General features: G+C 41.8%; 24 protein-coding genes. 4 read left to right on the top strand and 20 right to left on the bottom strand.

All coding sequences use genetic code 11. The annotated features are described in order from the left end of the window. A complete protein-coding gene (gene pth, locus NQ560_RS06205; RefSeq protein ID WP_040015339.1) occupies positions 1 to 585 on the bottom strand; it encodes an aminoacyl-tRNA hydrolase in 585 nt (194 codons plus the stop codon). 135 nt (positions 586 to 720) lie between these two features. Here pth and NQ560_RS06200 point away from each other — a divergent pair, with 135 nt between their 5' ends. Next, the gene (locus NQ560_RS06200) at positions 721 to 1,158 is read left to right on the top strand and encodes an FMN-binding protein (RefSeq protein WP_005331613.1); all 438 of its coding nucleotides are present in this window, start codon (positions 721 to 723) and stop codon (positions 1,156 to 1,158) included. Positions 1,159 to 1,241: 83 nt separating this feature from the next. On the opposite strand, the gene NQ560_RS06195 is transcribed toward NQ560_RS06200, so the two are convergent. From NQ560_RS06195 to NQ560_RS06105, 19 genes are all read right to left on the bottom strand, one after another. Beyond that, the gene (locus NQ560_RS06195; protein WP_005331615.1) at positions 1,242 to 1,505 is read right to left on the bottom strand and encodes a hypothetical protein; all 264 of its coding nucleotides are present in this window, start codon (positions 1,503 to 1,505) and stop codon (positions 1,242 to 1,244) included. Between the two features lie 18 nt (positions 1,506 to 1,523). Further along, positions 1,524 to 2,174: an HAD family hydrolase gene (locus NQ560_RS06190; protein WP_022279785.1), complete on the bottom strand. Its 651-nt coding sequence runs from the start codon at positions 2,172 to 2,174 to the stop codon at positions 1,524 to 1,526. 175 nt (positions 2,175 to 2,349) lie between these two features. After that, on the bottom strand, positions 2,350 to 3,129 hold the full coding sequence (sigG, locus tag NQ560_RS06185; protein WP_022279784.1) for an RNA polymerase sporulation sigma factor SigG: 780 nt from the start codon (positions 3,127 to 3,129) through the stop codon (positions 2,350 to 2,352). Positions 3,130 to 3,322: 193 nt separating this feature from the next. Then, positions 3,323 to 4,930 (bottom strand): MBL fold metallo-hydrolase RNA specificity domain-containing protein, encoded by a 1,608-nt coding sequence (locus NQ560_RS06180; protein WP_005331618.1) that lies wholly within the window; start codon positions 4,928 to 4,930, stop codon positions 3,323 to 3,325. A gap of 37 nt (positions 4,931 to 4,967) precedes the next feature. After that, a complete protein-coding gene (sigE, locus tag NQ560_RS06175; RefSeq protein WP_005331619.1) occupies positions 4,968 to 5,708 on the bottom strand; it encodes an RNA polymerase sporulation sigma factor SigE in 741 nt (246 codons plus the stop codon). A gap of 154 nt (positions 5,709 to 5,862) precedes the next feature. Continuing rightward, positions 5,863 to 6,639, bottom strand: coding sequence for a sigma-E processing peptidase SpoIIGA (locus tag NQ560_RS06170; protein ID WP_005331621.1), 777 nt, complete (start codon positions 6,637 to 6,639; stop codon positions 5,863 to 5,865). A gap of 444 nt (positions 6,640 to 7,083) precedes the next feature. Then, entirely contained in the window at positions 7,084 to 8,328 is a 1,245-nt protein-coding gene (gene ftsZ, locus NQ560_RS06165) for a cell division protein FtsZ (protein WP_005331622.1), read from the bottom strand. A gap of 117 nt (positions 8,329 to 8,445) precedes the next feature. Then, the gene (locus NQ560_RS06160; RefSeq protein ID WP_005331623.1) at positions 8,446 to 9,249 is read right to left on the bottom strand and encodes a cell division protein FtsQ/DivIB; all 804 of its coding nucleotides are present in this window, start codon (positions 9,247 to 9,249) and stop codon (positions 8,446 to 8,448) included. Positions 9,250 to 9,262: 13 nt separating this feature from the next. Beyond that, positions 9,263 to 10,372, bottom strand: coding sequence for an FtsW/RodA/SpoVE family cell cycle protein (locus NQ560_RS06155; protein WP_422698329.1), 1,110 nt, complete (start codon positions 10,370 to 10,372; stop codon positions 9,263 to 9,265). A gap of 14 nt (positions 10,373 to 10,386) precedes the next feature. Further along, entirely contained in the window at positions 10,387 to 11,739 is a 1,353-nt protein-coding gene (murD, locus tag NQ560_RS06150; protein ID WP_040015340.1) for a UDP-N-acetylmuramoyl-L-alanine--D-glutamate ligase, read from the bottom strand. 113 nt (positions 11,740 to 11,852) lie between these two features. Then, positions 11,853 to 12,809, bottom strand: coding sequence for a phospho-N-acetylmuramoyl-pentapeptide-transferase (gene mraY / locus NQ560_RS06145; RefSeq protein ID WP_040015341.1), 957 nt, complete (start codon positions 12,807 to 12,809; stop codon positions 11,853 to 11,855). Positions 12,810 to 12,843: 34 nt separating this feature from the next. Continuing rightward, positions 12,844 to 14,577: a peptidoglycan D,D-transpeptidase FtsI family protein gene (locus tag NQ560_RS06140; protein WP_040015342.1), complete on the bottom strand. Its 1,734-nt coding sequence runs from the start codon at positions 14,575 to 14,577 to the stop codon at positions 12,844 to 12,846. Between the two features lie 101 nt (positions 14,578 to 14,678). Then, the gene (locus NQ560_RS06135; RefSeq protein WP_005331628.1) at positions 14,679 to 16,604 is read right to left on the bottom strand and encodes a peptidoglycan D,D-transpeptidase FtsI family protein; all 1,926 of its coding nucleotides are present in this window, start codon (positions 16,602 to 16,604) and stop codon (positions 14,679 to 14,681) included. Positions 16,605 to 16,612: 8 nt separating this feature from the next. After that, on the bottom strand, positions 16,613 to 17,140 hold the full coding sequence (locus NQ560_RS06130; protein WP_005331630.1) for a hypothetical protein: 528 nt from the start codon (positions 17,138 to 17,140) through the stop codon (positions 16,613 to 16,615). 31 nt (positions 17,141 to 17,171) lie between these two features. Next, complete coding sequence (gene rsmH, locus NQ560_RS06125; RefSeq protein ID WP_005331632.1) at positions 17,172 to 18,107, bottom strand: 16S rRNA (cytosine(1402)-N(4))-methyltransferase RsmH; 936 nt, start codon at positions 18,105 to 18,107, stop codon at positions 17,172 to 17,174. Positions 18,108 to 18,118: 11 nt separating this feature from the next. Next, positions 18,119 to 18,559: a division/cell wall cluster transcriptional repressor MraZ gene (mraZ, locus tag NQ560_RS06120; protein WP_029731286.1), complete on the bottom strand. Its 441-nt coding sequence runs from the start codon at positions 18,557 to 18,559 to the stop codon at positions 18,119 to 18,121. Positions 18,560 to 18,781: 222 nt separating this feature from the next. Beyond that, positions 18,782 to 19,036: a hypothetical protein gene (locus NQ560_RS06115; RefSeq protein ID WP_005331635.1), complete on the bottom strand. Its 255-nt coding sequence runs from the start codon at positions 19,034 to 19,036 to the stop codon at positions 18,782 to 18,784. 114 nt (positions 19,037 to 19,150) lie between these two features. Then, on the bottom strand, positions 19,151 to 19,990 hold the full coding sequence (locus tag NQ560_RS06110; RefSeq protein WP_005331637.1) for a DegV family protein: 840 nt from the start codon (positions 19,988 to 19,990) through the stop codon (positions 19,151 to 19,153). Positions 19,991 to 20,111: 121 nt separating this feature from the next. Next, positions 20,112 to 21,272: an FtsW/RodA/SpoVE family cell cycle protein gene (locus NQ560_RS06105; RefSeq protein WP_005331638.1), complete on the bottom strand. Its 1,161-nt coding sequence runs from the start codon at positions 21,270 to 21,272 to the stop codon at positions 20,112 to 20,114. Between the two features lie 186 nt (positions 21,273 to 21,458). On the opposite strand from NQ560_RS06105, the gene NQ560_RS06100 reads away from it, so the two are divergent. From NQ560_RS06100 to NQ560_RS06090, 3 genes are read left to right on the top strand one after another with little or no spacing between them, the layout of a single operon-like run. Then, positions 21,459 to 21,653 (top strand): spore coat associated protein CotJA, encoded by a 195-nt coding sequence (locus NQ560_RS06100; RefSeq protein WP_044911804.1) that lies wholly within the window; start codon positions 21,459 to 21,461, stop codon positions 21,651 to 21,653. Continuing rightward, positions 21,643 to 21,912: a spore coat protein CotJB gene (locus NQ560_RS06095; protein WP_005331640.1), complete on the top strand. Its 270-nt coding sequence runs from the start codon at positions 21,643 to 21,645 to the stop codon at positions 21,910 to 21,912. Before NQ560_RS06100 ends, NQ560_RS06095 begins: the two co-directional genes overlap by 11 nt. Before the next feature lie 3 nt (positions 21,913 to 21,915). Beyond that, a complete protein-coding gene (locus NQ560_RS06090; protein WP_005331641.1) occupies positions 21,916 to 22,518 on the top strand; it encodes a manganese catalase family protein in 603 nt (200 codons plus the stop codon). Positions 22,519 to 22,629 lie beyond the last annotated feature (111 nt).

The following is a 22,629-nucleotide window of genomic DNA, read 5'->3' as shown; positions in this document are numbered from 1 at the left end:
TTACTCCTCCTTCGGCTTCACTTTACGGTTATACTCATTCATGGCCGCATCAATCTCACCTTTTAATATCTCTTCTGTGGCAGAAATTGCCTTTTCATATCCCTCTTCCACAAGTTCCAGATCCTCTCCATGAAAATGTCCGAGAACATAGGCAGCCAGATCATATCCTTTCGGCTTTTCTCCCACTCCGACTTTAATTCTTTGAAATGTATCTGTCCCAAGCTGGGCAATAATATTTTTAATTCCGTTATGTCCACCGGCACTTCCTTTTTTACGAATCCGGATCTGCCCCGGGTTCAGACTGATATCATCATATATCACAAGCAGCTCTTCTTTCGGATCTACCTTAAAATAATCCACCAACTCGCGAATGCTCTCACCACTTAAATTCATATAAGTCTGCGGTTTAACAAGAAGAACCTTCTGACCTTCGATGATTCCTTTTCCAACATAGGCACGCCCTTTTTTTGCGTCCACTGCAATATTATATTTTTCTGCGATTTTATCTATCACCTGAAATCCTACATTATGTCTTGTACCTTCGTATTCTTTTGTCGGATTTCCAAGTCCTGCTATAATTATCATATTTTCCACCTCTTTATCTCTACCCATTCTACAGGATATCTATTCTTTTGTCACGAAAAAAGCTGTATAATTTTCCAACCTTTTTCATACATTATAAAGAACAAAAACCTAAGAAAACAAATACAGGAGGTTATTATGAGTTCAAAAACAAAAATCGTTGTACTTCACATGAAGGAAATTATTTATACAGTCCTGTTCATCTGTCTCGGCATTTTGCTGGTGGCACTGCTTACATTTATGTTCCACCCGAAAAACAAAGAAACTTCCTCATCAAAAAGCACTTCCTATCAACCGGGCATCTACACATCACAGCTTACTTTGGGCGATAAAGAGCTGGAAGTAGAAGTCACAGTCGACGAAAATCATATCAACTCTATCCGATTTTCCAACCTGGACGACACCGTCACCACCATGTATCCGTTGATCCAGCCGACTATGGAAGAAATCGCAGACCAGATCTGCCAGACACAATCGCTAGAAAACATTTCTTATTCCTCCGACAATCCATATACCTCTCAAATCATCATCAACGCCATTGATGATGCCCTAAAAAAAGCCGTAACCACCAGATAGTTACGGCTTTTTCTCTTCTATGTAGTTTTCTTATTATCTGTGCTGCTTCAACCTCTTTTCCGGACATTTTACTGCACCGGATTTTAACCTTCCACAATCAGATATCTTCCGTCCGGAATCGGGAACACTTCTGCTGCTTCTTCCAATTCCTCATCAGACATTCCCTGAATATCCATTCCTTCTTCTTCCAGGAATTCTTTTACCTCATCAATGTTTTCCACAACAACTGCCATGCAGTCCTCCAGAAATGCTTCTGCATCTTCCAGCGTCTCTGCAACTGCCTCCTCAAAAAGTTGTGATTGATTTTCAAGAAATACGTTCAGACATTCCTCATCAAACTCATTCATTACCTCTTAACCTCCTTTTTATAGATATTCCTGCAATTTCTCTGCCTTGTCTATCATATACTGGGCTCCGGCAATCATTAACTCTTCTTTCGTACGAAATCCCCACGTCACTGCGATAGTTTTTACTCCTGCATTCTTTCCAGTCACCACATCTACTTCAGAATCTCCTACATACAGACACTCCTTGTAATCTACACCGAGCTTTTTCGCCACATAAAACACTCCCGCCGGATCCGGTTTTCTTGGAATTTCATCCTTCTGTCCCTGTACCCAGTCAAACAACTTCTCACCATAAATTGCATGAACCGCTTTCACCGCCTGACAATGAGGTTTATTGGACAGCACCGCCAATTTCACTCCCTGTTTCTTTAACTTATACAGCATTTCCGGGACGCCTTCGCAAGGTGTTACATGATATGTACAATTCTCATCAAATATGCGTCCATAGATCTGCATACCTTCCTCAATTCTGGTCGCACCAGGATTCCCCGATGCATCCAGCGCCTTCTCCATCAACACCCTCGCACCATTCCCTACGAACTCCCGACACTGTTCTTTAGAAATCTCCGAAAGATTCATCTCTTTTAATGTCAGGTTAACCGAATAGACCATGGAATCCAACGTATTACCAATCGTACCATCAAGATCAAAAATACATGCCTTAATCATTGCCAAAAAATCCTCCATGCCAATATCATAGTATGAGATGTCGGAGATGTCAATTACCAATTGGGGACGGGGTTTTTTCAAAAAAACCCCGTCCCCAATTGGACTTTAACCTGTCCCTTTTTTTAACCCCACCTACGTTTTTACGGGCTTTAGTGCTTCTCACACCTGTCCCTTTTTAACTTTCCACCAAATACTGCCTCATTATGCGAAGTGCATTTTTTTCCAGGCGGCTTACTTGTGCCTGGCTGATTCCCACATCTCTTGCCACTTCCATCTGGGTTCTCCCGTCAAAAAAGCGAAGGGAAATAATGTATCTTTCCCGTTCGTTTAAATGTTCCATGGCTGCCTGTAGCGACAGGCTTTCGACCCATTTTTCTTCTTTATTCTTGTGATCGCTGATCTGGTCCATCACGTAAAGTGCGTCGCCTCCGTCACTGTACACTGGCTCCTGGAGGCTCATAGGTGCCTGAATGGCATCTAGCGCATAGACAATGTCCTCCTTGGCTATTCCAATCTCCTGTGCGATTTCCTGAACTGTAGGCTCTCGCATATTCTGTTTCACATAATTTTCTTTCGCATAAATTGCTTTGTATGCGGTATCACGAAGGGAACGGCTGACTCGTATACTGCTGTTATCCCGCATATAACGCCGAATTTCTCCAATGATCATAGGCACTGCATAAGTACTGAATTTGACGTCCAGCTCCGTATTAAAATTATTGATTGCCTTAATCAGCCCGATACAACCAATCTGAAATAAGTCATCGGGGTTTTCATTACTGGAATGAAATCGTTTGATCACACTTAGAACCAGTCTTAAATTTCCTTTGATATATTCCTCTTTTGCCTCATCATCTCCCGCTTTAATACGCGCAAACAAAGCTTCCTTCTCCTCTTCTTTCAGGATAGGAAGCTTTGCCGTATTCACACCACATATTTCAACTTTTCCCTGCATTTTTTCGAACCTCCTGCCAGATGTTTTCTGATTACGTCTAGTAGAAATTCTCTCCATATGCAGGTTACTTATTCGTAAGTGTCATGAAATTAAAAAATTTTTGCCCCTTGACATCACACGTCCGGCATCATCTTATCCCGCCAGCCATGCAAACCACTTTATAGGTCTGATTATTTTGCCAAATCTGACACTCTTATCTGTCCCACTTGTCTGCCAGATTATTAATCTGATTCTCGAACTTCATCAGTTCTTTGTTTGCAAGTCCTTCATTCTTATATACCACATCAAGCAGTCTCTTTGCCGCTGCGACCACTCTGTAAAATGCATTCTGCTTACGGATCTGTGCTGGTTTTTCCACTGCCTTTTTCGGTTCTTTAATTCCAACTGACAGGATTTCACCTGTAGCAAGATCCACACATCCTCCGGAATACGGTGCCATGGCCGGCCAGCCAAACTTTTCCGTAATTGCTTCTGCAAATGTATCCGTAACCTGATCTTCACCATGAACTACGAATACATGCTGCGGTGTGTTCTCAAATCCTGACAACCAGTCTAAAAGTCCGTTCCGGTCTGCATGTCCGCTAATACCTTTCAGACTTTCAATCTTCGCATTGACTTCGACTGTCTCACCAAAAAGCTTGACGCATTCCGCACCCTCAATCAGCTTTCGCCCCAGTGTTCCTACCGCCTGATATCCTACAAAACAGATCGTACTTTCTTTTTTCCACAGATTGTGCTTCAAATGGTGGCGGATTCGTCCTGCCTCACACATTCCTGATGCCGATAAGATAACCTTCGGTTTTGTATCAAAATTAATCATCCGGGACTCATCACTTGTAATCGTTGTTTTTAAGCCCGGAAAAACAAGTGGATTGATTCCTTTCTCAATAATCGCAAGTGCATCCTCGTCAAAACAGGATTTTACATTCTTATTAAATACGTTCGTTGCTTCAATTGCCAACGGGCTATCCACATAAACCTCGAAATTCGGATAGTCCGGCAACAAGTTTTTCTCCTTGATCTCACGGATAAAATACAGAAGCTCCTGTGTACGTCCCACTGCAAAGGACGGAACGACCACATTCCCTCCGCGGTCAAAAGTCTCCTTTAAAATTCTTGTAAACTCTCCGACATAATCCGGTCTTACATCCCCATGCACCCGGTCTCCATATGTAGATTCAATCAAAATATAATCTGCTTCTGTCACTTTCTTTGGATCCTTGATAATCGGCTGATCCAGATTTCCAACATCTCCGGAAAATACGATCTTTTTGGAAATGTCTCCCTCTGTGATCCACATCTCGATTGCCGCAGAGCCAAGAAGATGCCCTACATCCGTAAAACGAATATCTATTCCGTCACACAGTGTAATTCTTTGATCATAATCACACGGTGCCAGCAATTTGATCGCTGCATCGGCATCCGCCATTGTATAGAGCGGCTCATATTCCGGTCCGCCGCTTCGCCTTGCTTTACGATTCCGCCATTCCGCCTCAAACTCTTGAATATGGGCACTGTCACGCAGCATGATATTACACAGATCTGATGTGGCAAATGTTGTTACGATTTCTCCATGAAATCCCTGTTTGCAAAGCATCGGAATCTTTCCGGAGTGATCGATATGTGCATGCGTCAGGAGAATATAATCTATATCTCCCGATGCAACCGGGATTTCCTGGTTCTCGTAAAGATCTGGCCCCTGCTCCATACCGCAGTCTACCAGAATGTTCTTTCCGCAGGCCTCAACAAGGTGGCAGCTGCCTGTCACTTCGTGGTCCGCTCCTATAAAAGTAAGCTTCATACACGTATCCCCTTTTTATTTTCATTCTACCACTTTTTCAGGAATACTTCACCATTTCTTTTCTCAGGCGCACCATAATTTTTTTCTCAAGTCTGGATATGTAGGACTGGGAAATCCCCAGCAGATCTGCCACCTCTTTTTGCGTCTTTTCCTCCCCGTCCACAGTTCCGATACCAAAGCGCATCTGTATGATGGAACGTTCTCTTGCTGACAACAGATTCAGTGCTTTTATCAGAATCTTCCTCTCTGCCTCCTGCTCCAGATCCTTATAAATCGTATCCTCCTCCGTGCCCAGAATATCTGACAGCAAGAGTTCATTTCCATCCCAGTCCACATTCAGCGGCTCATCGATTGACACTTCCAGTTTCGTTTTATTATTACGTCGCAGATACATTAAAATCTCGTTTTCAATACAGCGGGAAGCATAGGTCGCAAGTTTTATATTTTTCGTCGGGTTAAATGTATTAATTGCCTTAATCAATCCAATTGTTCCGATGGAAATAAGATCTTCCACTCCGATACCAGTATTATCAAATTTTTTCGCTATATAAACGACCAGGCGCAAATTATGTTCTATCAGAAGTTTCCTCGCCTCTTCGTCATGTGCACTTCCCAGATAACCGATTGCTCTCGCCTCATCATCTGCTTCTAACGGTGCAGGCAAAATGTCTGACCCTCCGATATAGTGTATCTCTCCTCCGTCCGGAAATAAAAATGTCCGAAAATCCGGAATTACGTTTAACTGAAACTTTTTGGGCATAACTGCTTTCATTAACATATCTATTCCTCCATTTACAAATTAACTTTTTTATTTACTTATCAGTCATTTCATAGCTTCCATTTTCACAGATGTCTTTCCATATTAAATCCACTATTTACTTCGACAATGACTATAAATACATTTTTCAATGTCCGATTTATTCTTCTGCCTGCTATAAATCATCAGGATTCAAGATCATGTCATATACATTGGAAAGCTTCTGTCTCTCACTGACTGCCACAAGTGGTTTTTCCACCCATTTTTCTTCCTTTTCACACCGGCAACACAAACAATCCAGCATAAGGATCGGCATCGTACCATTTTCCTTTCCAATACTCTGATAGGTGATTACACGTTTACTTGAAAAATCTGTGCAGCCAAGTTTTTGGGCTATCTCTCCTGTAATTACATGAACCGGTCTTCCCGTCAACGAATCCCGCAACCTGTTTCCAGTGTCAATAATGGCATAAATCTCACATTCTCTTCCGTTTTGATACAGCCTGGCTCTACAGGAGCCAGCCATATTTTTATGAAAATAAGCCAGCAAATCCCATATTCCAAGACAAAGATGATATCCTGCAAATGCAAGTATTAAAAACACTGCACCTCCACGAACGTATGGCTGAAATACATTCAGTATACCGCCCAGTAAAAATGCACTGACATACAGCAATATCCATGCTTTTATCAGAGTACGTTTTTCTTTTATCCCAAGTCCTGTTTTCAACAGACACATATTCATGACTCCGTGAAACAACACAAGCCTCCATATCTTTCCTCGCAAAAAGACCACAAATATGCAAGTCAGAAACGCACCGACCATTGCTCCCGCAATAATTCGCAGACGTCTGATCCGGCACTTAAGCATCTTTCCTACCATTAATAACAGGAAATAATCCATCAGAAAATTAATAAGAAAAAACAGATCTATGTACAGCTCATAGTGCATGTTCCACCTTCTTCCTCTTGTATACGCAATCGATTTTGTACTTTTGAGTGATTTTATTATACGTGTGACCACACGTAGATTTTGTCAGATAATGAAAGAAACAATTCAGTTTATTACGACAGGATTTTACGCATTATCCTTTCTTTTTCCATGTTTTTTCGCCATGTAATTTTATATGACATAATTCATGTATTTACCACAAATGAACAAATTTTTTGTCGATGTATTTTTACAATGATGAATAAAGAATGTGCCTTGGCATATTCTGGCGCCTGCGGCAGTCGTTTGCGACATCATCATTGTACGCCGCAATGCGCATCCTGCCGGATGCTTTTTGTATATAATAGGAAATGCAATTTCCTATTATATACAAAAAGAGTCAAAGAAACTTATTCGTTTCTTTGACTCTTTTATTCATTCAATCTTGTATTCTAATATGAATTCCTATTTTTTAAAAAAATCCGGAATCTTGATAGACTGCTCTTTTACACGGCTTGTCGGAGTTCTCGGTGTCTCCATGGAAGGTGATGTTCCTCCAACTGTTCTTCTAGGAACTTCCGGCTCTTCCACTGTTCTGTTCACAGATCCCATACTCATATCAAGTTTTGGAGCTGCCTGCTGGCGAACCGGCTGTCTGTCATATGCAGAAGCATGTCCTGTATGTGTAGCCGTATGCCCCACATTTGCTGCCGGGCGCTGGCTCTCCAGTCTGGATTTTAATTTGGAAGCTGTACCTCCTACATTATGAAGTCCTGTTGCGATAACTGTGATCGTAGCCTCATCAGCCTTGGAATCATCATACATTGCACCAAAGATAATATTCGCATCTTCTCCAGCAAGATCCTGAACATACTCAGCTGCATCTGATGCATCCATAAGAGTGATATCTCCGGATACATTGATGATAACATGAGAAGCTCCGGCAATTGTTGTCTCCAGAAGAGGACTGGCAACTGCCTGTTTTACTGCCTCAAGTGCTTTATCGTCACCGCGTCCCATACCGATACCGATATGTGCGATTCCCTTGTCTGTCATAACAGTCTGAACATCTGCAAAGTCCAGGTTGATCAAGGATGGTACATTGATCAGGTCTGTGATACCCTGAATACCCTGCTGTAACACCTCATCAGCCTTCTTAAGTGCTTCCGGCATAGTTGTACGTCTATCAACAACCTCAAGAAGCTTATCATTTGGAATGACGATCAGTGTGTCTACACTTTCTTTTAATTTTTCAATTCCTGCAAGAGCATTGTTCATACGTGTCTTGGACTCAAAACGGAACGGTTTTGTTACAACTCCGACTGTCAGGGAACCCTGTTCCTTGGCAATACGTGCTACAACCGGTGTAGCTCCTGTTCCTGTTCCGCCACCCATACCACAGGTAACGAAGACCATGTCTGCTCCTTTTAATGCTGCTGCAATCTCTTCGGAACTTTCCTCTGCAGCTTTCTCACCAATCTCCGGTCTTGCTCCCGCACCAAGACCTTTGGTAATCTTATCTCCGATCTGTAAAAGTGTCGGAGCCTTACTTAACTGAAGTGCCTGTTTATCTGTATTAATTGCAATAAATTCCACACCGGCAATCTGCTCGTCGATCATTCGGTTCACAGCGTTGTTACCGCCACCGCCGACTCCTACAACTATGATCTTAGCCGCTGCTTCTGACTCGTTGGTTTTAATTTCTAGCAAGGGTTTCTCCTCCTTTGTTATCCTTATTATACATTATACACCCATATATATTTCTATAATATAGACTTTTGTCCAAAATATCAATAGAATTTCATGACTTTTTCAATTTTTTTTGTTTTATCCTGCATCTTCCGGAAAAACTCCAATATCAAAAGTCGCTGTGTCACTCTCATCAGAAAAATTTTCCAGATGAAGCGTTCCTTCTTTTCCTTCCAGCTTTTCAAGAATCTTAGGAATCTGCGCAACTTTCACGGAAGTGACATCATTTCCAAGGCTCACACATACATTCCCGATGTACACATAAATTCTGTCAGAACGACACATAATCTTTGTGACAGACAACTCGTACTTTTTCATCTCTCTGGTAGCTTCCAGTATCTCCTGATAGATAATCGAACTTTTCTTTTTCAATTTGTGGTAAAGCTTAAGTTCATCCGGATCCATACCGTCTACAAGCGGAATTCCATCTACCGGTGCTTCCTCTACATCTACGACCATACCATCCTGGTCAAAATAGTAATACTTTCCATCTGAATCCATTACATATCCGATTCTTTTCTTCTCCTGAACTATAATCTTAAGCGTCCACGGATTTTTAAGGCTTACCTTAATACTTTCAAAACAGTCCGGCTGTTTTCCATAACCGAGTTTATATTTTGCAAGCACATACAGCCCATTGACCGAATATTTATCGTTCTGAACAGATTTTACAATTTCTTCTGTACTGCAATAATCATTTCCCTTCACTTCTACTTTCTGGACATGAAACAAAATAAAAATTCCAAGTACAAGAATTAAAAAGGCAAAGAGCAATACAAAAAAAGCATAAACTCTATGTTTTCGTTTTTTCTTCTTTTTTTTCTTTTTCGGACGTCTTTCTGCATGATCTTGATAGTCGTCCAGGTATTCTTCCCTTTTCATTCACCCCTGCTCCTTATTCTGTAATCTCCTCTTCACAGTAACTTCCATTTTTCGAGACGCTTAGTACAAGCCCCATTTCTACCAGTAAAAATACAACTGAAGTTCCGCCATAACTAATGAATGGCAACGTAATTCCAGTATTGGGGATCGTATTGGTCACGACCGCAATATTTAAGATGACCTGAATCATCATATGTGCCATTGCCCCGGAAGCAATCAATGCCCCAAACAGATCTTTTGCCTGCGTTGCAATAACAAAAAAACGCCAGATCAGAAGCAGAAAAAGCATCAGAATAAAACATGCGCCAAATAATCCAAGTTCTTCACAAATGATGGAAAAAATCATATCATTTTGGGCTTCCGGTACAAAGCCAAGCTTTTGAATACTCTGTCCCAGCCCTCTTCCAAATAATCCTCCACTCCCAATTGCATACAATCCCTGCAGAGTCTGATATCCCTTTTCATAAGCTTCCGGATTCTTCCAGACTGCAAGCCGTTCCAGCCGGTAGCTCTCCAAAGCAAGAAAGATTCCCATAAATCCTGCCCCGGCCACTCCCAGAAAAATAAACTGCCCGTACTTTGGACTCGCCACAAAAATCAAAACGACTGCTATACTCAGAATAATGATTGCTGTGCTCAAGTTACTGGCTCCGACCAATCCTACTACCGGTAGCACAACTATCATGACTTTTATCAATGTCCGCATACGGTACATTTTTTTCACATTGCGTGTGACGTAAGAAGCCAGAAATAAAATAACCGCAACCTTTGCAAATTCCGATGGTTGAAATGACAGCGGACCAAGTGCAAGCCAGCGCTTGGAACCATTATACTCCCTACCCACAAATATAACAGCAATCGACAAAAGCAGCGCCACAAGGTAACAAAGCCACGCTATGTTCTTCAATCTGTGATAATCAAGCTGTGCAGTAAAAAACATTGCCAGAAAACCAAGACAAGTCGCAAATACCTGCTTTTTCAGATAATAGGAACTGTCACAGAATTTCACTTCCCCATTATACGCACTTGTACTATACAGAATGATAAGACCTGACAGCACCAGAATTCCCAGTACTGTCAGGAGCGTATAATCGTATCTGCCTCTTGCTGCCATACGTGTCAATCCATTCGCACTCCTTATAAGGAATTTACAATCTCTTTAAATTTATCTCCACGTACTTCATAATTCGGGAACATGCCCCAGCTTGCACACGCCGGAGACAGAAGCACTGCATCTCCTGGCTCTGCCATCTCCACTGCAAGATTCATAGCTTCTTCAAATGTGTCCACATACACATAATCATGAAAATCACATTTTTCACAGTCTCTCGCAATCTTTTCTTTTGTCGCCCCCATCAGGATCAGTTTCTTGACTTTTCCATCAAAACTGTTAATCCACTCTGTATACTCAGAATCCTTGTCGTATCCCCCGCCTAACAGGATTGTCGGCCGGCGCATTGCCTGGATTGCCTTAATCGCGGCATCCGGATTCGTTCCTTTAGAATCATTGTAATAAACAACTCCGTTTTTCTCAGCCACATATTCTATACGATGTGCAACTCCTTTAAATGCAAGAATTGCCTTCCTGATCGTCTCCATCGGAACGCCATAAACAGCTGCCATGCATACAGCTGCCATAACATTTTCATAATTGTGCGTTCCTAAAATCTGAAGTTCGTCAACATGGCAGACTTCGACTTCATCCGGATTCTTGTAAATAATTTTATCGTTATCCAGATAAATACCTTTTTCCAGCTTATGCTGACTGCTGAAGAACAGAACATGACACTTTAATGTCTCTGCGAATTTACGCATAACCGGCTCTTCATAGTTCAGAACACAATAATCGTCTTCTGTCTGATTTCTTGCAATGTTCTCCTTAGCAGCAATATAAGCTTCCATCGTATGATGCCGGTTCAAATGATCCGGTGTATAATTCAGGATCGCACTTACGTTTGGGCGGAATGCCACGATACTCTCTAGCTGAAAACTACTCATCTCTGCCACGGCAATGGAATGCTCTGTCATAAGATCTGCTGCAACAGTATACGGATTCCCGATATTTCCAACTACGAACACATCATCCTGGTAAGCCTTCATGATCTCACCGAGAAGTGTTGTTGTTGTCGTCTTGCCATTCGTTCCAGTAATTGCAAGTACGTCTCCCTTACCAAATGTATATGCAAGTTCCACTTCTCCGATAACCGGAATCTCTTTTTCTTTCATCTTTAAAATAATCGGAAGATCTGTCGGTACACCCGGACTTAAGATCACCAGATCCAGCGTATTTGGAAGTTCCTCTGGAAAAGCACCGATTATGATCCGGGCTTTGCTTCCTTCCTGAAGCTTTGCGCGCACGTCTGCTTCAGTCAGTTTTTCATTTCCGTCATAGAGCACCACATCCGCTCCATTTTCTTCCAGTAATTTCACTGCCCCGATTCCACTGATTCCAGAACCGAATACCAGCACTTTCTTTCCTGCTACTACCATTTTATCTTCCTCCTGCATTCATACCCAATCTCGCGATTCGGTATTTTCATATTTTCTCTCTACTTCACGTAATGCCTCGGCTCCATGCTTCGGACTTTTGAGATTTGGCATCATTACATGGCCATCAGTGCGATCAGGCACAGAAGTGCTGTAATAATGGAAAATACAGCGACGACTCTTGTTTCTGACCAGCCACATAATTCAAAATGATGATGAATCGGAGCCATTTTGAAAAATCTCTTTCCACCTGTCTTTTTAAAGTAAGTTACCTGAATCATAACAGATAATACTTCTACCAGATAAATGAGTCCGACAATCACAATAAAAATCGGCATCTGGAGCATATAAGCTGCGGACGCAACAAAACCGCCCAGTGCCAGAGATCCTGTATCTCCCATAAACACACTTGCCGGATACACATTAAACAATAAAAACCCAAGCAATGCACCTACAACTGCACATGTAATCGGCTCAATTCCACTCTTTGTTCCAACTGCAACAACTGTAAAAAATGTTGCTACCAGAACAGTCACGCTTGAAGCAAGACCATCCAGACCATCTGTAAAATTTGTTCCGTTAACAGTACCAATCACGACAAAGAACATCAAAGGAATCGCAAGCCAGCCGATATCCAGATACTTTCCACCAGAGAACGGAATCAGCATTGCAAGAGAAACTCCACTGTACTTTACCATATAAAACGCAAAAATTGCTGTCACTACAATCTGAAGTGCCATTTTCTGCTTTGGATATAAACCATCAGAACGTTTCATAACAACTTTCAGATAATCGTCTAAAAATCCAATCAGACCGAATCCAAGTGTCAGAAACAAGATTGGGATAATCTTCGGATAGTCTTTAATATAAAATACGGATGTGATCACAACACTAAGCAGGATCATAACTCCTCCCATAGTCGGAGTTCCTGCTTTTTTCAAATGAGACTTCACACCATCCTCGCGTTCTGTCTGATCCATTTTCAGTCTTCTCAGCACCGGAATGATCAAAGGCCCCATAACCGCACTCAGTGCAAATGCAATAATCACCGGTAAAAATATCGTATAATCCATAACACACCTCTTCATTTCTTTTGTTCATTTTGCTTTAGTTAGTATACTGCATTTCGACGTCTTTTTCAATGCCAAGATACGGGAATATGTTGTCAAATATATCCCGGATCACCGGAGCTGCGATGGTCCCCCCGTAGTATACACCCTGTGGGTTATAAATGACACACATGCCGAGAATCTGCGGATTGGCAGCCGGTGCAAACCCTATAAAAGAAGAAATATACTTATTCGCACTTCTTGGAAGTGTCTGAGACGTAGCTGTCTTTCCACCAATATGGTATCCTTCGATCTTTGCATTTTTCCCGGATCCCTCTGACACAACACTTTCCAGCAATGCCTGCATTGTCCTGGAAGTTTCTTCCGACACGATTTGCTTTCCATCGTCATATTTTAATTCCCGTACTGTCTCTTTATCTTTGTCCAGTATCCGGACTCCAAAATGTGGTGTCACGCGCTTTCCCCCATTGACCAGAGCACTCACGGTCGCTGCCATCTGAATCGGTGTCACTTGAAAGGACTGACCGAAACTCATGGTCGCAAGCTCCACCTGACCAATATTTTCTTCCTTATGCATAATCGTTGCTGCTTCCCCCGGAAGATCTACTCCCGTCTTCCCAAGAAGCCCGAACTGTTCAAAATAATCACAGAATCGTCCTGTTCCCAATCTCAGTCCAATGTCAATAAATACCGGATTACAGGAATTCTGTATCCCTTGTACAAATGTTTCAGCTCCATGTCCCCCTACTTTGTGACACCGGATTTTCCGGTCTTCCACGATCCGGTAGCCCGGACAGGAAAATGTATCTGAAAGAGATACCACCCTTTCTTCCAGACAGGCTGACGCTGTAATAATTTTAAAAGTGGAACCCGGCTCATATGTATCATTGATGCATCCATTTCTCCACATCTGATTCAAATCTTCTTTTGATTTTTCTGAAATTTCCTGATCCTGATTCAACGTAAATGGTTCGTTCAGATCAAATTCCGGTACATTTACCATGGCAAGGATTTCTCCGTTTTGTGGATTCATAAGAAGAATCGCAACCTTATCCGCCTGTTTTTCTTCCATGACTTTTTCTGCCATCTGTTGGGCGTACATCTGAATATTATAGTCCATACTGATTTGAAGTGTCTTGCCTGCCACCGGTTCTACCCGGTCTTCAGCTACACCCTCCAGTTCAATACCTCTTGCATCTGTCGTTGTCAGAATCCTGCCGTTACTCCCCTTTAGGTAATCTTCGTATCTCACTTCCAGTCCAATGATTCCCTGATTATCACCACCGGTAAATCCAATCACCTTCGAAGCAAGCTCATTATACGGATAGTACCGTTTAAAATCTTCATCCACTTTCACTCCGGCAAGTTCCATTTCCCGTATCTTATCCCCTGTCTCCTTATCAACATTCGTCTTAATCCGTTCCATGGAAGACACCTTCTCCACCCGCTTTCTAACTTCCGCTTCCTCCATGCCCAGACATTTGCTCAGTTTTTTTATCACCACCTCTGGTTCCTTAATCTGGCTATGTATGACCGAAATTGTACACACCGTCCGGTTTGTTGCCAGCACTGTACCATTCGTATCGATAATTTCTCCTCTGGCTGCCTTAATCTTTCGTTCCCGCTCGTGAAGATCTTCCGCCTTTTTCTGATAATACTCCGCATCAAAAACCATCAGATAGACCATTCGTCCTATCAGACCCAAAATCATCAAAAGTGCCGCTAAAAACACAATCATAATTTTCCTTTTATTATATGTTTTATTTCTCAATACAAAAAAACCTCAGAAGCGCTGTTTTTATCAATTTATTAGGACACTTCCGAGGTTATTCATTTTCATATTTAATTTTTCCTGTTAATTTTCAAATATATCTATTCTCCGTCACCGGACTCTGTTGCCATGTCATCTGGTGTATCACCACTGCTGTCACTGCTCGCACTGCTATCAGATGATTTTGCATCTGCTGCCTTAGCATCTGCAGATTTTTCTACTCCGAGATACGGCAATATCTCTGTCATAATCTGAGATGCCATTGTCGTTGCCAGTTTACTGTTTGCCTGATTATCCACATTTGGCTCGTCAATCACAACGTAGACCATGACCTGTGGATTTTCCTGTGGTGCATATCCAATAAAAGAGACTAGATACTTTCCATTTCCTCTTGGCAGTTTTTCCGCAGTTCCAGTCTTACCTCCAACGTCATAACCTTCTACTGCCGCAGTCTTAGCTGTTCCTTCTTCCACAACTCCAAGCATATAATCTTTGATAATATCACTCGTCTCCTTAGAAATGGTATGTCTTACAAGAACCGGATCTTTATTTTCCGTCACATTTCCATTTTCATCCTGAATCTGCTTTACCACATGTGGCTCATAGTAATTTCCGCCGTTGATCAGTGAACAAAACGATGCTGCAAGCTGAGTCATTGTAACATTAAAGTTCTGTCCAAACGCGTTGGTAGCCAGCGTAGAGGAATCCATATCCTCTAGTGAGTATAAAAGTCCTGCTGCTTCTCCCGGAAGATCAATTCCAGTAGACTGTCCAAATCCAAACAACTGCTGATATCTTACAAACTGCTCTTTTCCTATTGCTGAACCGATCTGCATCAGTGCAACATTACAGGAATTTTCCAAAGCTACTTTTAATGACTGTGTTCCATGTCCATCACGGTTACTACAGTGAATATCATGGTCTCCTACGTGAAGAACACCATTGCAGACATAACTTTCATCTCCGGTCAGCACTCCAAGATCCAGACCTTCCGATATGGTAAACGGTTTAAATGTGGAACCTGGCTCATATCCACTGCTGATGCAGAAATTATTCCAAAGTGAATTCAGTTCTTTGACTTTCTCCTCATCAGACAGTGCTGCCAGTTCTTCTTCTGTGTGTAGTTTTGTCAGATCACGTGGATTGTTGAGATCATAATTCGGATAAGTTGCCTCTGCAAGAATCTCTCCATTTTGCGGATTCATAACCATAACTGCCGTATTCTTACTTCCAAGTGTCGTACCGGAACGGTTCTTCTCGTTGAACTGTGTAATATATTTTTCCACTACACTCTGTACCTGAAGATCAATTGTTGACACAACCGTATCTCCGTTCTGGGCTTCCTTCACTGTCTTTTCATAAGATGAATCTTCGCTCAGATATCCATATTCTCTGCCATCTGTACCATTTAAAATGGAATTATAAGAAGCCTCGATTCCATTACTTCCCACATTTCCAGACACGGTAAAGCCAATCACATCACTGGCCAGTGTATTATACGGATATGTTCTCACATAATCCTCTTCCAGCCAGATTCCATTGACATTCGGATAATTCTCATCATCCTCATCTATCTTTTCGAACTCCTGAGCTTTTTCATAACTGACACCCTTTTTCATAATCAGATAACGGCTGTTCGGATTCTCCTCCACTTGATCTTCCACGTCACTTTTATCAAGTCCAAAACAGTCTGCCAACACCTGAATTGTCGGGTCAACATATTTTTCATCACTGTTCATGACCTTTGCATCCAGAATCACATTGTATACCCGCTGGCTTGTTGCAAGCTTCGTGCCATTCCGGTCTACAATATCACCTCGTTTAAATGGAATCGTTCTACTCTGATACTGTTGCTGATCCAGCACGATTTTAGAATATTTATCCCCATTAAAAGCATTGATATAAGTAATTCTTCCTACCAATAAAGCAAAAGCCAGTACAATCCCCGCGAAGAGTAATACTAGCTTTTTTTGCATAAGTTTTGTAAATTTTTTTCGAAATTTGTTTTTTCTTGGTCTTCTTGCCATTCTATCACCTATTTCGCATTCTTATCAGACTGGGCAAGTACTCCATCCTCCGGAATTCCTTCGTATTGCTTCACATAATCTCCAGAAGGGCTTTCATATTCAATCACCTGATCAGAAGTTGCATATACCATACCAAGTTCATTCATAGCTTTCTCTCGGATTTCATCTAAATTTACAGAATCCATCACTGAATTATACTTCGTATTGTTCTGCTCCTTCAAATCTGCAAGCTCCTTCTGCAAGGAACTTACTTCTTTTGAATGACTTGTAATTCTTGACTGCATCTGCACATAATTCACGCACAGGATCAGTGCAAATATTGCTGCCACCGCAAGAAATGTTACATAAGCACGGTTCATAGCCAGAGCCTTTTTTCGATTTTGGCTGACCCGTCTGCTTACATTCTTCTTTCTCTTTGGAGCACTCGTTCGTCTCTGTGGCTCATATGACGGCTTTGTCACAACATTGCCATACACATACTGTCCCTGTCTGTTCACTCTATTCTTTTGTGTATGCACGGTTCTTCCCGCTGCCATAATACTCACCTCAATTATCTATCCGCCGATTTTAGCAATGTTCAAAAATACGAAGCTTCGCACTCTTAGATCTGCTGTTGTACTCAAGTTCCTCTTCACTTGGCAGAATCGGCTTCTTTGTTATAATACTCCCTTTTGATTTTTTTCCACATACGCAAACCGGAAAGTCCGGTGGACAGGTACATGGATTTTCATTCTTTCGGAACGCACTCTTCACAATACGGTCCTCCAACGAATGAAATGTAATAATGCATAATCTCCCACCCGGATTCAGCAGATCGATCATATCGTCCAGCGAATCGCGTAACACATCAAGTTCTCTGTTCAACTCGATGCGTATTGCCTGAAACGTCCTCTTTGCAGGATGTCCAGACTTTTTCTGAAACTTCATAGGAATTGATGCACGGATAATCTCCGACAATTCCGCTGTCGTCTCTACAGGCTTCACCGCGCGTGCCTGCACAATGTGCTTGGCTATGTTCTTCGCGAACTTGTCCTCCCCGTAATCGCGAATCACTCGGTAAAGATCTGCTTCTGTGTAGTCATTGACGATGTCTCTGGCCGTCATCTTCTGACGTGTATCCATTCTCATGTCCAGAGGTGCATCTTCCCGATAGGAGAATCCCCGTTCTGCCGTATCAAGCTGATATGATGATACGCCCAGATCAAGCACGATCCCATCTACTTTGTCAATTCCCAGTTCATGGAGCTTTGACTTCATATCACAATAGTTGCTCCGGACTATTGTAACCTTCTCCCCGAAGTCTTTTAATCGGGCACTTGCAGCCTCGATTGCTGCAGCGTCCTGGTCTATTCCTACAATACTCCCCTTTTCTCCGAGACGTCTGCACACTTCGTATGCATGTCCGCCTCCACCGAGCGTTCCATCTACATAGATTCCGTCCGGCTTAATGTTCAGTCCGTCAATTGTCTCATTTAGTAATACTGATTTGTGTTTGAATTCCATATCTTCTCCCTCTAGATACTGAACCCGCTTGCTTCCATATCCGATGCAATCTCTTCAATGTTAAGCTCCACTTCAGCATTCTTTTCATCCCATCTGGCCTTGTCCCATATCTCGGCACGCTTCCCCATACCGACAAACACAACTTCCTTATCAAGTTTTGCATAAGTTCTGAGCACAGAAGGAATCAGAGTACGACCTTGTTTATCAAGTTCGCCGTCTGCTGCGCTTCCCTGAAAGAAATAGGCAAAAGCGCGGGCTTTCTTATCTGTAGTGGTTGGTAATGCATTGAGTTTCTTTTCGAAGTCGTTCCATTCATCTTCCGGATATACATAAAGGCAATTTTCCATTCCTTTTGTTATGACGAAATTCTCCCCTAGATCGTCACGAAACTTTGCAGGAATGATCAATCTTCCCTTTGCGTCAATATTATGACTGTACTCTCCTTTCAACATGAAACTCACCTTCTCTCCCATGGCGGATATTTTCTCCACATCTCCACCACTTTGTACCACTCATCACCACTTTCTACCACTTGAAACCATTGTAAAACACTTTTCCACCTATTTCAAGCACTTTTTCCTGTTTTGCGCAAAAAAAGAGAACCGAATTTCTTCAGTTCTCTGATTTATCTTCTAATATGCAATTTCACTTCTTATCTGTATACTCTCTATCTGTTACTCAGCTGTTGTTGCTGCAGTGGCAATCTCCTGATTAAATGTATCTACAGACTGATAATTCACTTCCGCTTCTTTCACCGGTCTGCTGGACTCATACATATTGTAAGCAGAATATCCAATCCACACAACAAGCGCTGCTGCTGCAACTGCCACCGCACACTTGCGAAGTCTGTTGGCAATCTTCTCCTTGCGCATGACTTTCTTTCTGTTTGCTTTTTCTTCTTTATATCTATCCACTTTTGCCTGGCTCATAATTCAAATGCTCCTTGTCTATGTTCGCTTTTCATATTGTAGCACATCCCACGCATTTGTACAACCAGATTTTACTATCAAAGCCTGAGTTGTAAAGCCTGAGTCCTGCGAATCCTACACAACTACAATGATACCGCCGTCGTTAGCATACATACTACTGATTCCTGCCGTATCCACAACAATCACATCTTTAAATGTTGCATATTTCACCAACAGCTCTTTAAATGCTTCTGCGCGTTCCGGACAGTTACAATGGGAAATTGCAAGTATCTTATTCTGTGGATCTGACATCTCAGCCAGCACACTTTCTGCCATCTTACCAAGGGCTTTTTTCATGCCACGCCCCTGTCCGATCTGATAAATGTTTCCTTCCGGAGTTGCGCCCATGACCGGCTTAACATTCAGAGCCGTCGCAACAAGCGCCTTAATTCCTGTCAATCTTCCGTTCTTTCTCAATGTGTCCAGTGTCTCCAGCACAAAATATGTATGCTGGGATTCGATGTATGCTTCCACCGTCTCTATGACCTGTTCATATGTCATACCCTGCTCCTCGCATTCACGGATCTTCAACGCAATCAACGTCTCTCCAATCGATGCAGAACACGAATTAAAAACATGGATATTCTTCTCGCCGTGCTCCTCATGATACAAATTCATGCCAAGAACTGCGCTGTTATAAGAACCACTCAGTTCTGCTGACAATGTCACTGCGTACACCCGATCCACATCACAGTCATACTTTTCCATATATTTTTCCGGTGATGGACAAGAAGACTTGGGACATTCTGCTGCTTCTGCCACGTATTGCAAGAACTGCTTCTGGTCAAATGTCTCATCATCTACAATATGGTGTCCCCCTACTTCTATTGTCAATGACGCTGTCTCAAAAATACCGGAAGCTTTCATCTCCGGCGTTAATTCTCCACAACTATCCACAATCACTTTATAACTCATACTTGCCTCCCGACTTAGTATCTTATCTATATCTCAAAGACACGTGTTCATTTCTATTATATGTAGTTTCTATTACTACATTAGTAATATAGCACATTTATTATAGAAAGAAAAGAAATATTTATATTTTAATTTTTCTTGATACTCCAAGAGCTATTCCCATTTCTGCCATCAGGAAGAGAACCGACGTACCTCCATAACTGATAAACGGTAATGTAATTCCCGTATTGGGAATAACATTAGTCACAACCGCTATATTTAATATGACCTGAAGTGCAATATGAGCAAAAATTCCAGTTACAATCATATAACCATACACATCTGGCGCATTCTGGGCAATAAACAACAATCTGTATAAAAGCAATCCAAAAATCACAAGGATCATAATAACACCAAACACTCCCAGTTCCTCACAGATTGCTGACAAAATCATGTCATTTTGCACCTCTGGAATAATCATTTTCTGAGCACTGTTTCCTAACCCTTTTCCAAAGAATCCGCCAGAACCGATTGCGTACAGTCCCTGCAAAGTCTGGTAACTTCCGTCTGAAGCATATTTTTCCGGATGCAGCCATGCAATGACACGGCGAAGTCGGAAGCTTGTACTTGTCTCCAGAGTCTTCGACAAAACAAACACTCCAACTGAGGCCACTACCACACCGGCTCCAACAAGCATCAGAAACGGTTTCGTCTTAGGGTGCATAACAAAAATAAGAATACATGTAATTCCAAGTACAATCATACCTGTACTTAGGTTATCTGTAAGAATATATACGCACGCAGCGTTGAATCCACCCCAAGCCAGTGTCTTCAAAATACCATTCAGGGTCTTTGCCTCTTTACCAAGTTCAATAATCACTACCGGTATAAACAAAATTACTGCGATTTTTGCAACCTCTGCCGGCTGGAACTGCTGATTTCCCGGAAGTCTCAACCACCTTCTCGCTCCATTGACCGTCTTTCCAAGCGGCGTCTTAACTAACGCCATCAGAAAGATTGAAAACCAATACAACGGTTTCGCCAATTTAATATAGTAATGATAATCTATTGTTGATACGATTATCATTCCCAAAAAACCAACCACACAGAAAATCAACTGGCGCTTTAAATAGAACATACTGTCCCCTTGTTTTATCAGGGCACTATAAGAACTGGTACTAAATAGCATTACCAATCCAAAACAAATCAAAAAAATCAGAACAGCCAACATACTGTAGTCAAAATACTGGTCTGCACTCTTAACATTCCTTGTATTTCTTTTTTTCTTTTTTCTTTCTGCCATTTTTTATACTCTCCAATCGTTTCTATTATAACGGGACACGCTTTCAAAAACAACAGATAATTCATGAGTACAGTAAATTCACAGTTTTTCAGATTGAAACATAATATGATAGTGCAATCAGTTATGAAAGGAATATGGAAAATGCAAAATTACCGTTATCGCTCATCAGGAAATTCCAGAGGCTGTATGAGACAGCCAGATTCCAGTCGAGAATTATGTGCAGGTATAGCATTAGATCAAATGCCTGTGACTATGGCCTATGTACCATGGACGAAATGGCGAAATATTTATGAGGCTGAAAAAGGATTACGAAGAGGAACTATTTTTCAGGATCTGGATAAACCTTTCCGTGGAATAGGAGGTTGTCAAAATGGCAGATAACAGACCTTGCAAAGCAGAGCTTCTGGACTGGATCAACACTGTGAGTTTTGTATGCGATGATACAAAATTGTTTCTGGACACTCACCCATGTAACACAGAAGCCTTAGAATTTTACGAGGAATTTAAAAATCAAAGAATGCAGGCACTTCAGGAATATGCAAAGTATTATGGTCCATTGACACTGGATACCATGTGTACTCCTGCTGATAAGTGGAAATGGATTGATACACCGTGGCCGTGGCAGGAAGGAGGGTGCTAGTCTATGTGGAATTATGAAAAAAGATTACAGTATCCGGTGAAAATCACAAAAACAAACCCAAAAATCGCACAGATTATACTTACGCAATATGGTGGACCTGATGGAGAATTAGGCGCATCTATGAGATATCTCTCTCAACGATACACGATGCCATATAAGGAAGTAACAGGAACACTGACAGATATAGGTACTGAAGAACTTGCCCATCTCGAGATGATCTGCGCCATTGTGCACCAACTTACCCGCGACCTGACACCTGAACAATTAAAGGAATCTGGATTCGACCAATATTATGTTGACCACACGTTAGCACTTTGGCCTCAGGCAGCCAGCGGCACACCTTGGAGCGCAACAACATTTCAGTCAAAAGGTGATCCTATCACAGATCTACATGAAGACCTTGCAGCAGAGCAAAAAGCACGAACGACTTATGACAATATTTTACGGCTTGTAAAAGATCCTGAAGTCTGCGATCCGATTCGTTTTCTCAGAGAACGTGAAATCGTACATTACCAAAGATTTGGCGAAAGTCTCAGAATCATCCAGGATCACTTGGATAGTAAGAACTTCTATGCAATTAATCCTGAATTTGATCTTAAATCTTAATTCTTAATTCAATTAGCCAAAAATGTCCAACGATACCTTCCGAAAGTATACGCAGTCTCCTGCAAAATAATAATGAGAGTGTGGATCATCCACACTCTCAGTTTCTGTAAA

It is taken from the genome of Dorea formicigenerans, from assembly GCF_025150245.1.
GTDB lineage: Bacteria > Bacillota > Clostridia > Lachnospirales > Lachnospiraceae > Dorea > Dorea formicigenerans.
The sequence above is the reverse complement of the archived record's forward strand: the minus strand, read 5'-3'. Positions and strand labels throughout refer to the sequence as shown.

What these genes read in the sequence shown, in the direction of transcription:
- pth (WP_040015339.1), bottom strand. Translation starts at nt 585, where the DNA reads ATGATAATTATAGCAGGACTTGGAAATCCGACAAAAGAATACGAAGGT.
- NQ560_RS06200 (WP_005331613.1), top strand. Translation starts at nt 721, where the DNA reads ATGAGTTCAAAAACAAAAATCGTTGTACTTCACATGAAGGAAATTATT.
- NQ560_RS06195 (WP_005331615.1), bottom strand. Translation starts at nt 1,505, where the DNA reads ATGAATGAGTTTGATGAGGAATGTCTGAACGTATTTCTTGAAAATCAA.
- NQ560_RS06190 (WP_022279785.1), bottom strand. Translation starts at nt 2,174, where the DNA reads ATGATTAAGGCATGTATTTTTGATCTTGATGGTACGATTGGTAATACG.
- sigG (WP_022279784.1), bottom strand. Translation starts at nt 3,129, where the DNA reads ATGCAGGGAAAAGTTGAAATATGTGGTGTGAATACGGCAAAGCTTCCT.
- NQ560_RS06180 (WP_005331618.1), bottom strand. Translation starts at nt 4,930, where the DNA reads ATGAAGCTTACTTTTATAGGAGCGGACCACGAAGTGACAGGCAGCTGC.
- sigE (WP_005331619.1), bottom strand. Translation starts at nt 5,708, where the DNA reads ATGTTAATGAAAGCAGTTATGCCCAAAAAGTTTCAGTTAAACGTAATT.
- NQ560_RS06170 (WP_005331621.1), bottom strand. Translation starts at nt 6,639, where the DNA reads ATGCACTATGAGCTGTACATAGATCTGTTTTTTCTTATTAATTTTCTG.
- NQ560_RS06160 (WP_005331623.1), bottom strand. Translation starts at nt 9,249, where the DNA reads ATGAAAAGGGAAGAATACCTGGACGACTATCAAGATCATGCAGAAAGA.
- murD (WP_040015340.1), bottom strand. Translation starts at nt 11,739, where the DNA reads ATGGTAGTAGCAGGAAAGAAAGTGCTGGTATTCGGTTCTGGAATCAGT.
- mraY (WP_040015341.1), bottom strand. Translation starts at nt 12,809, where the DNA reads ATGGATTATACGATATTTTTACCGGTGATTATTGCATTTGCACTGAGT.
- NQ560_RS06135 (WP_005331628.1), bottom strand. Translation starts at nt 16,604, where the DNA reads ATGGCAAGAAGACCAAGAAAAAACAAATTTCGAAAAAAATTTACAAAA.
- NQ560_RS06130 (WP_005331630.1), bottom strand. Translation starts at nt 17,140, where the DNA reads ATGGCAGCGGGAAGAACCGTGCATACACAAAAGAATAGAGTGAACAGA.
- rsmH (WP_005331632.1), bottom strand. Translation starts at nt 18,107, where the DNA reads ATGGAATTCAAACACAAATCAGTATTACTAAATGAGACAATTGACGGA.
- mraZ (WP_029731286.1), bottom strand. Translation starts at nt 18,559, where the DNA reads ATGTTGAAAGGAGAGTACAGTCATAATATTGACGCAAAGGGAAGATTG.
- NQ560_RS06115 (WP_005331635.1), bottom strand. Translation starts at nt 19,036, where the DNA reads ATGAGCCAGGCAAAAGTGGATAGATATAAAGAAGAAAAAGCAAACAGA.
- NQ560_RS06110 (WP_005331637.1), bottom strand. Translation starts at nt 19,990, where the DNA reads ATGAGTTATAAAGTGATTGTGGATAGTTGTGGAGAATTAACGCCGGAG.
- NQ560_RS06105 (WP_005331638.1), bottom strand. Translation starts at nt 21,272, where the DNA reads ATGGCAGAAAGAAAAAAGAAAAAAAGAAATACAAGGAATGTTAAGAGT.
- NQ560_RS06100 (WP_044911804.1), top strand. Translation starts at nt 21,459, where the DNA reads ATGAGACAGCCAGATTCCAGTCGAGAATTATGTGCAGGTATAGCATTA.
- NQ560_RS06095 (WP_005331640.1), top strand. Translation starts at nt 21,643, where the DNA reads ATGGCAGATAACAGACCTTGCAAAGCAGAGCTTCTGGACTGGATCAAC.
- NQ560_RS06090 (WP_005331641.1), top strand. Translation starts at nt 21,916, where the DNA reads ATGTGGAATTATGAAAAAAGATTACAGTATCCGGTGAAAATCACAAAA.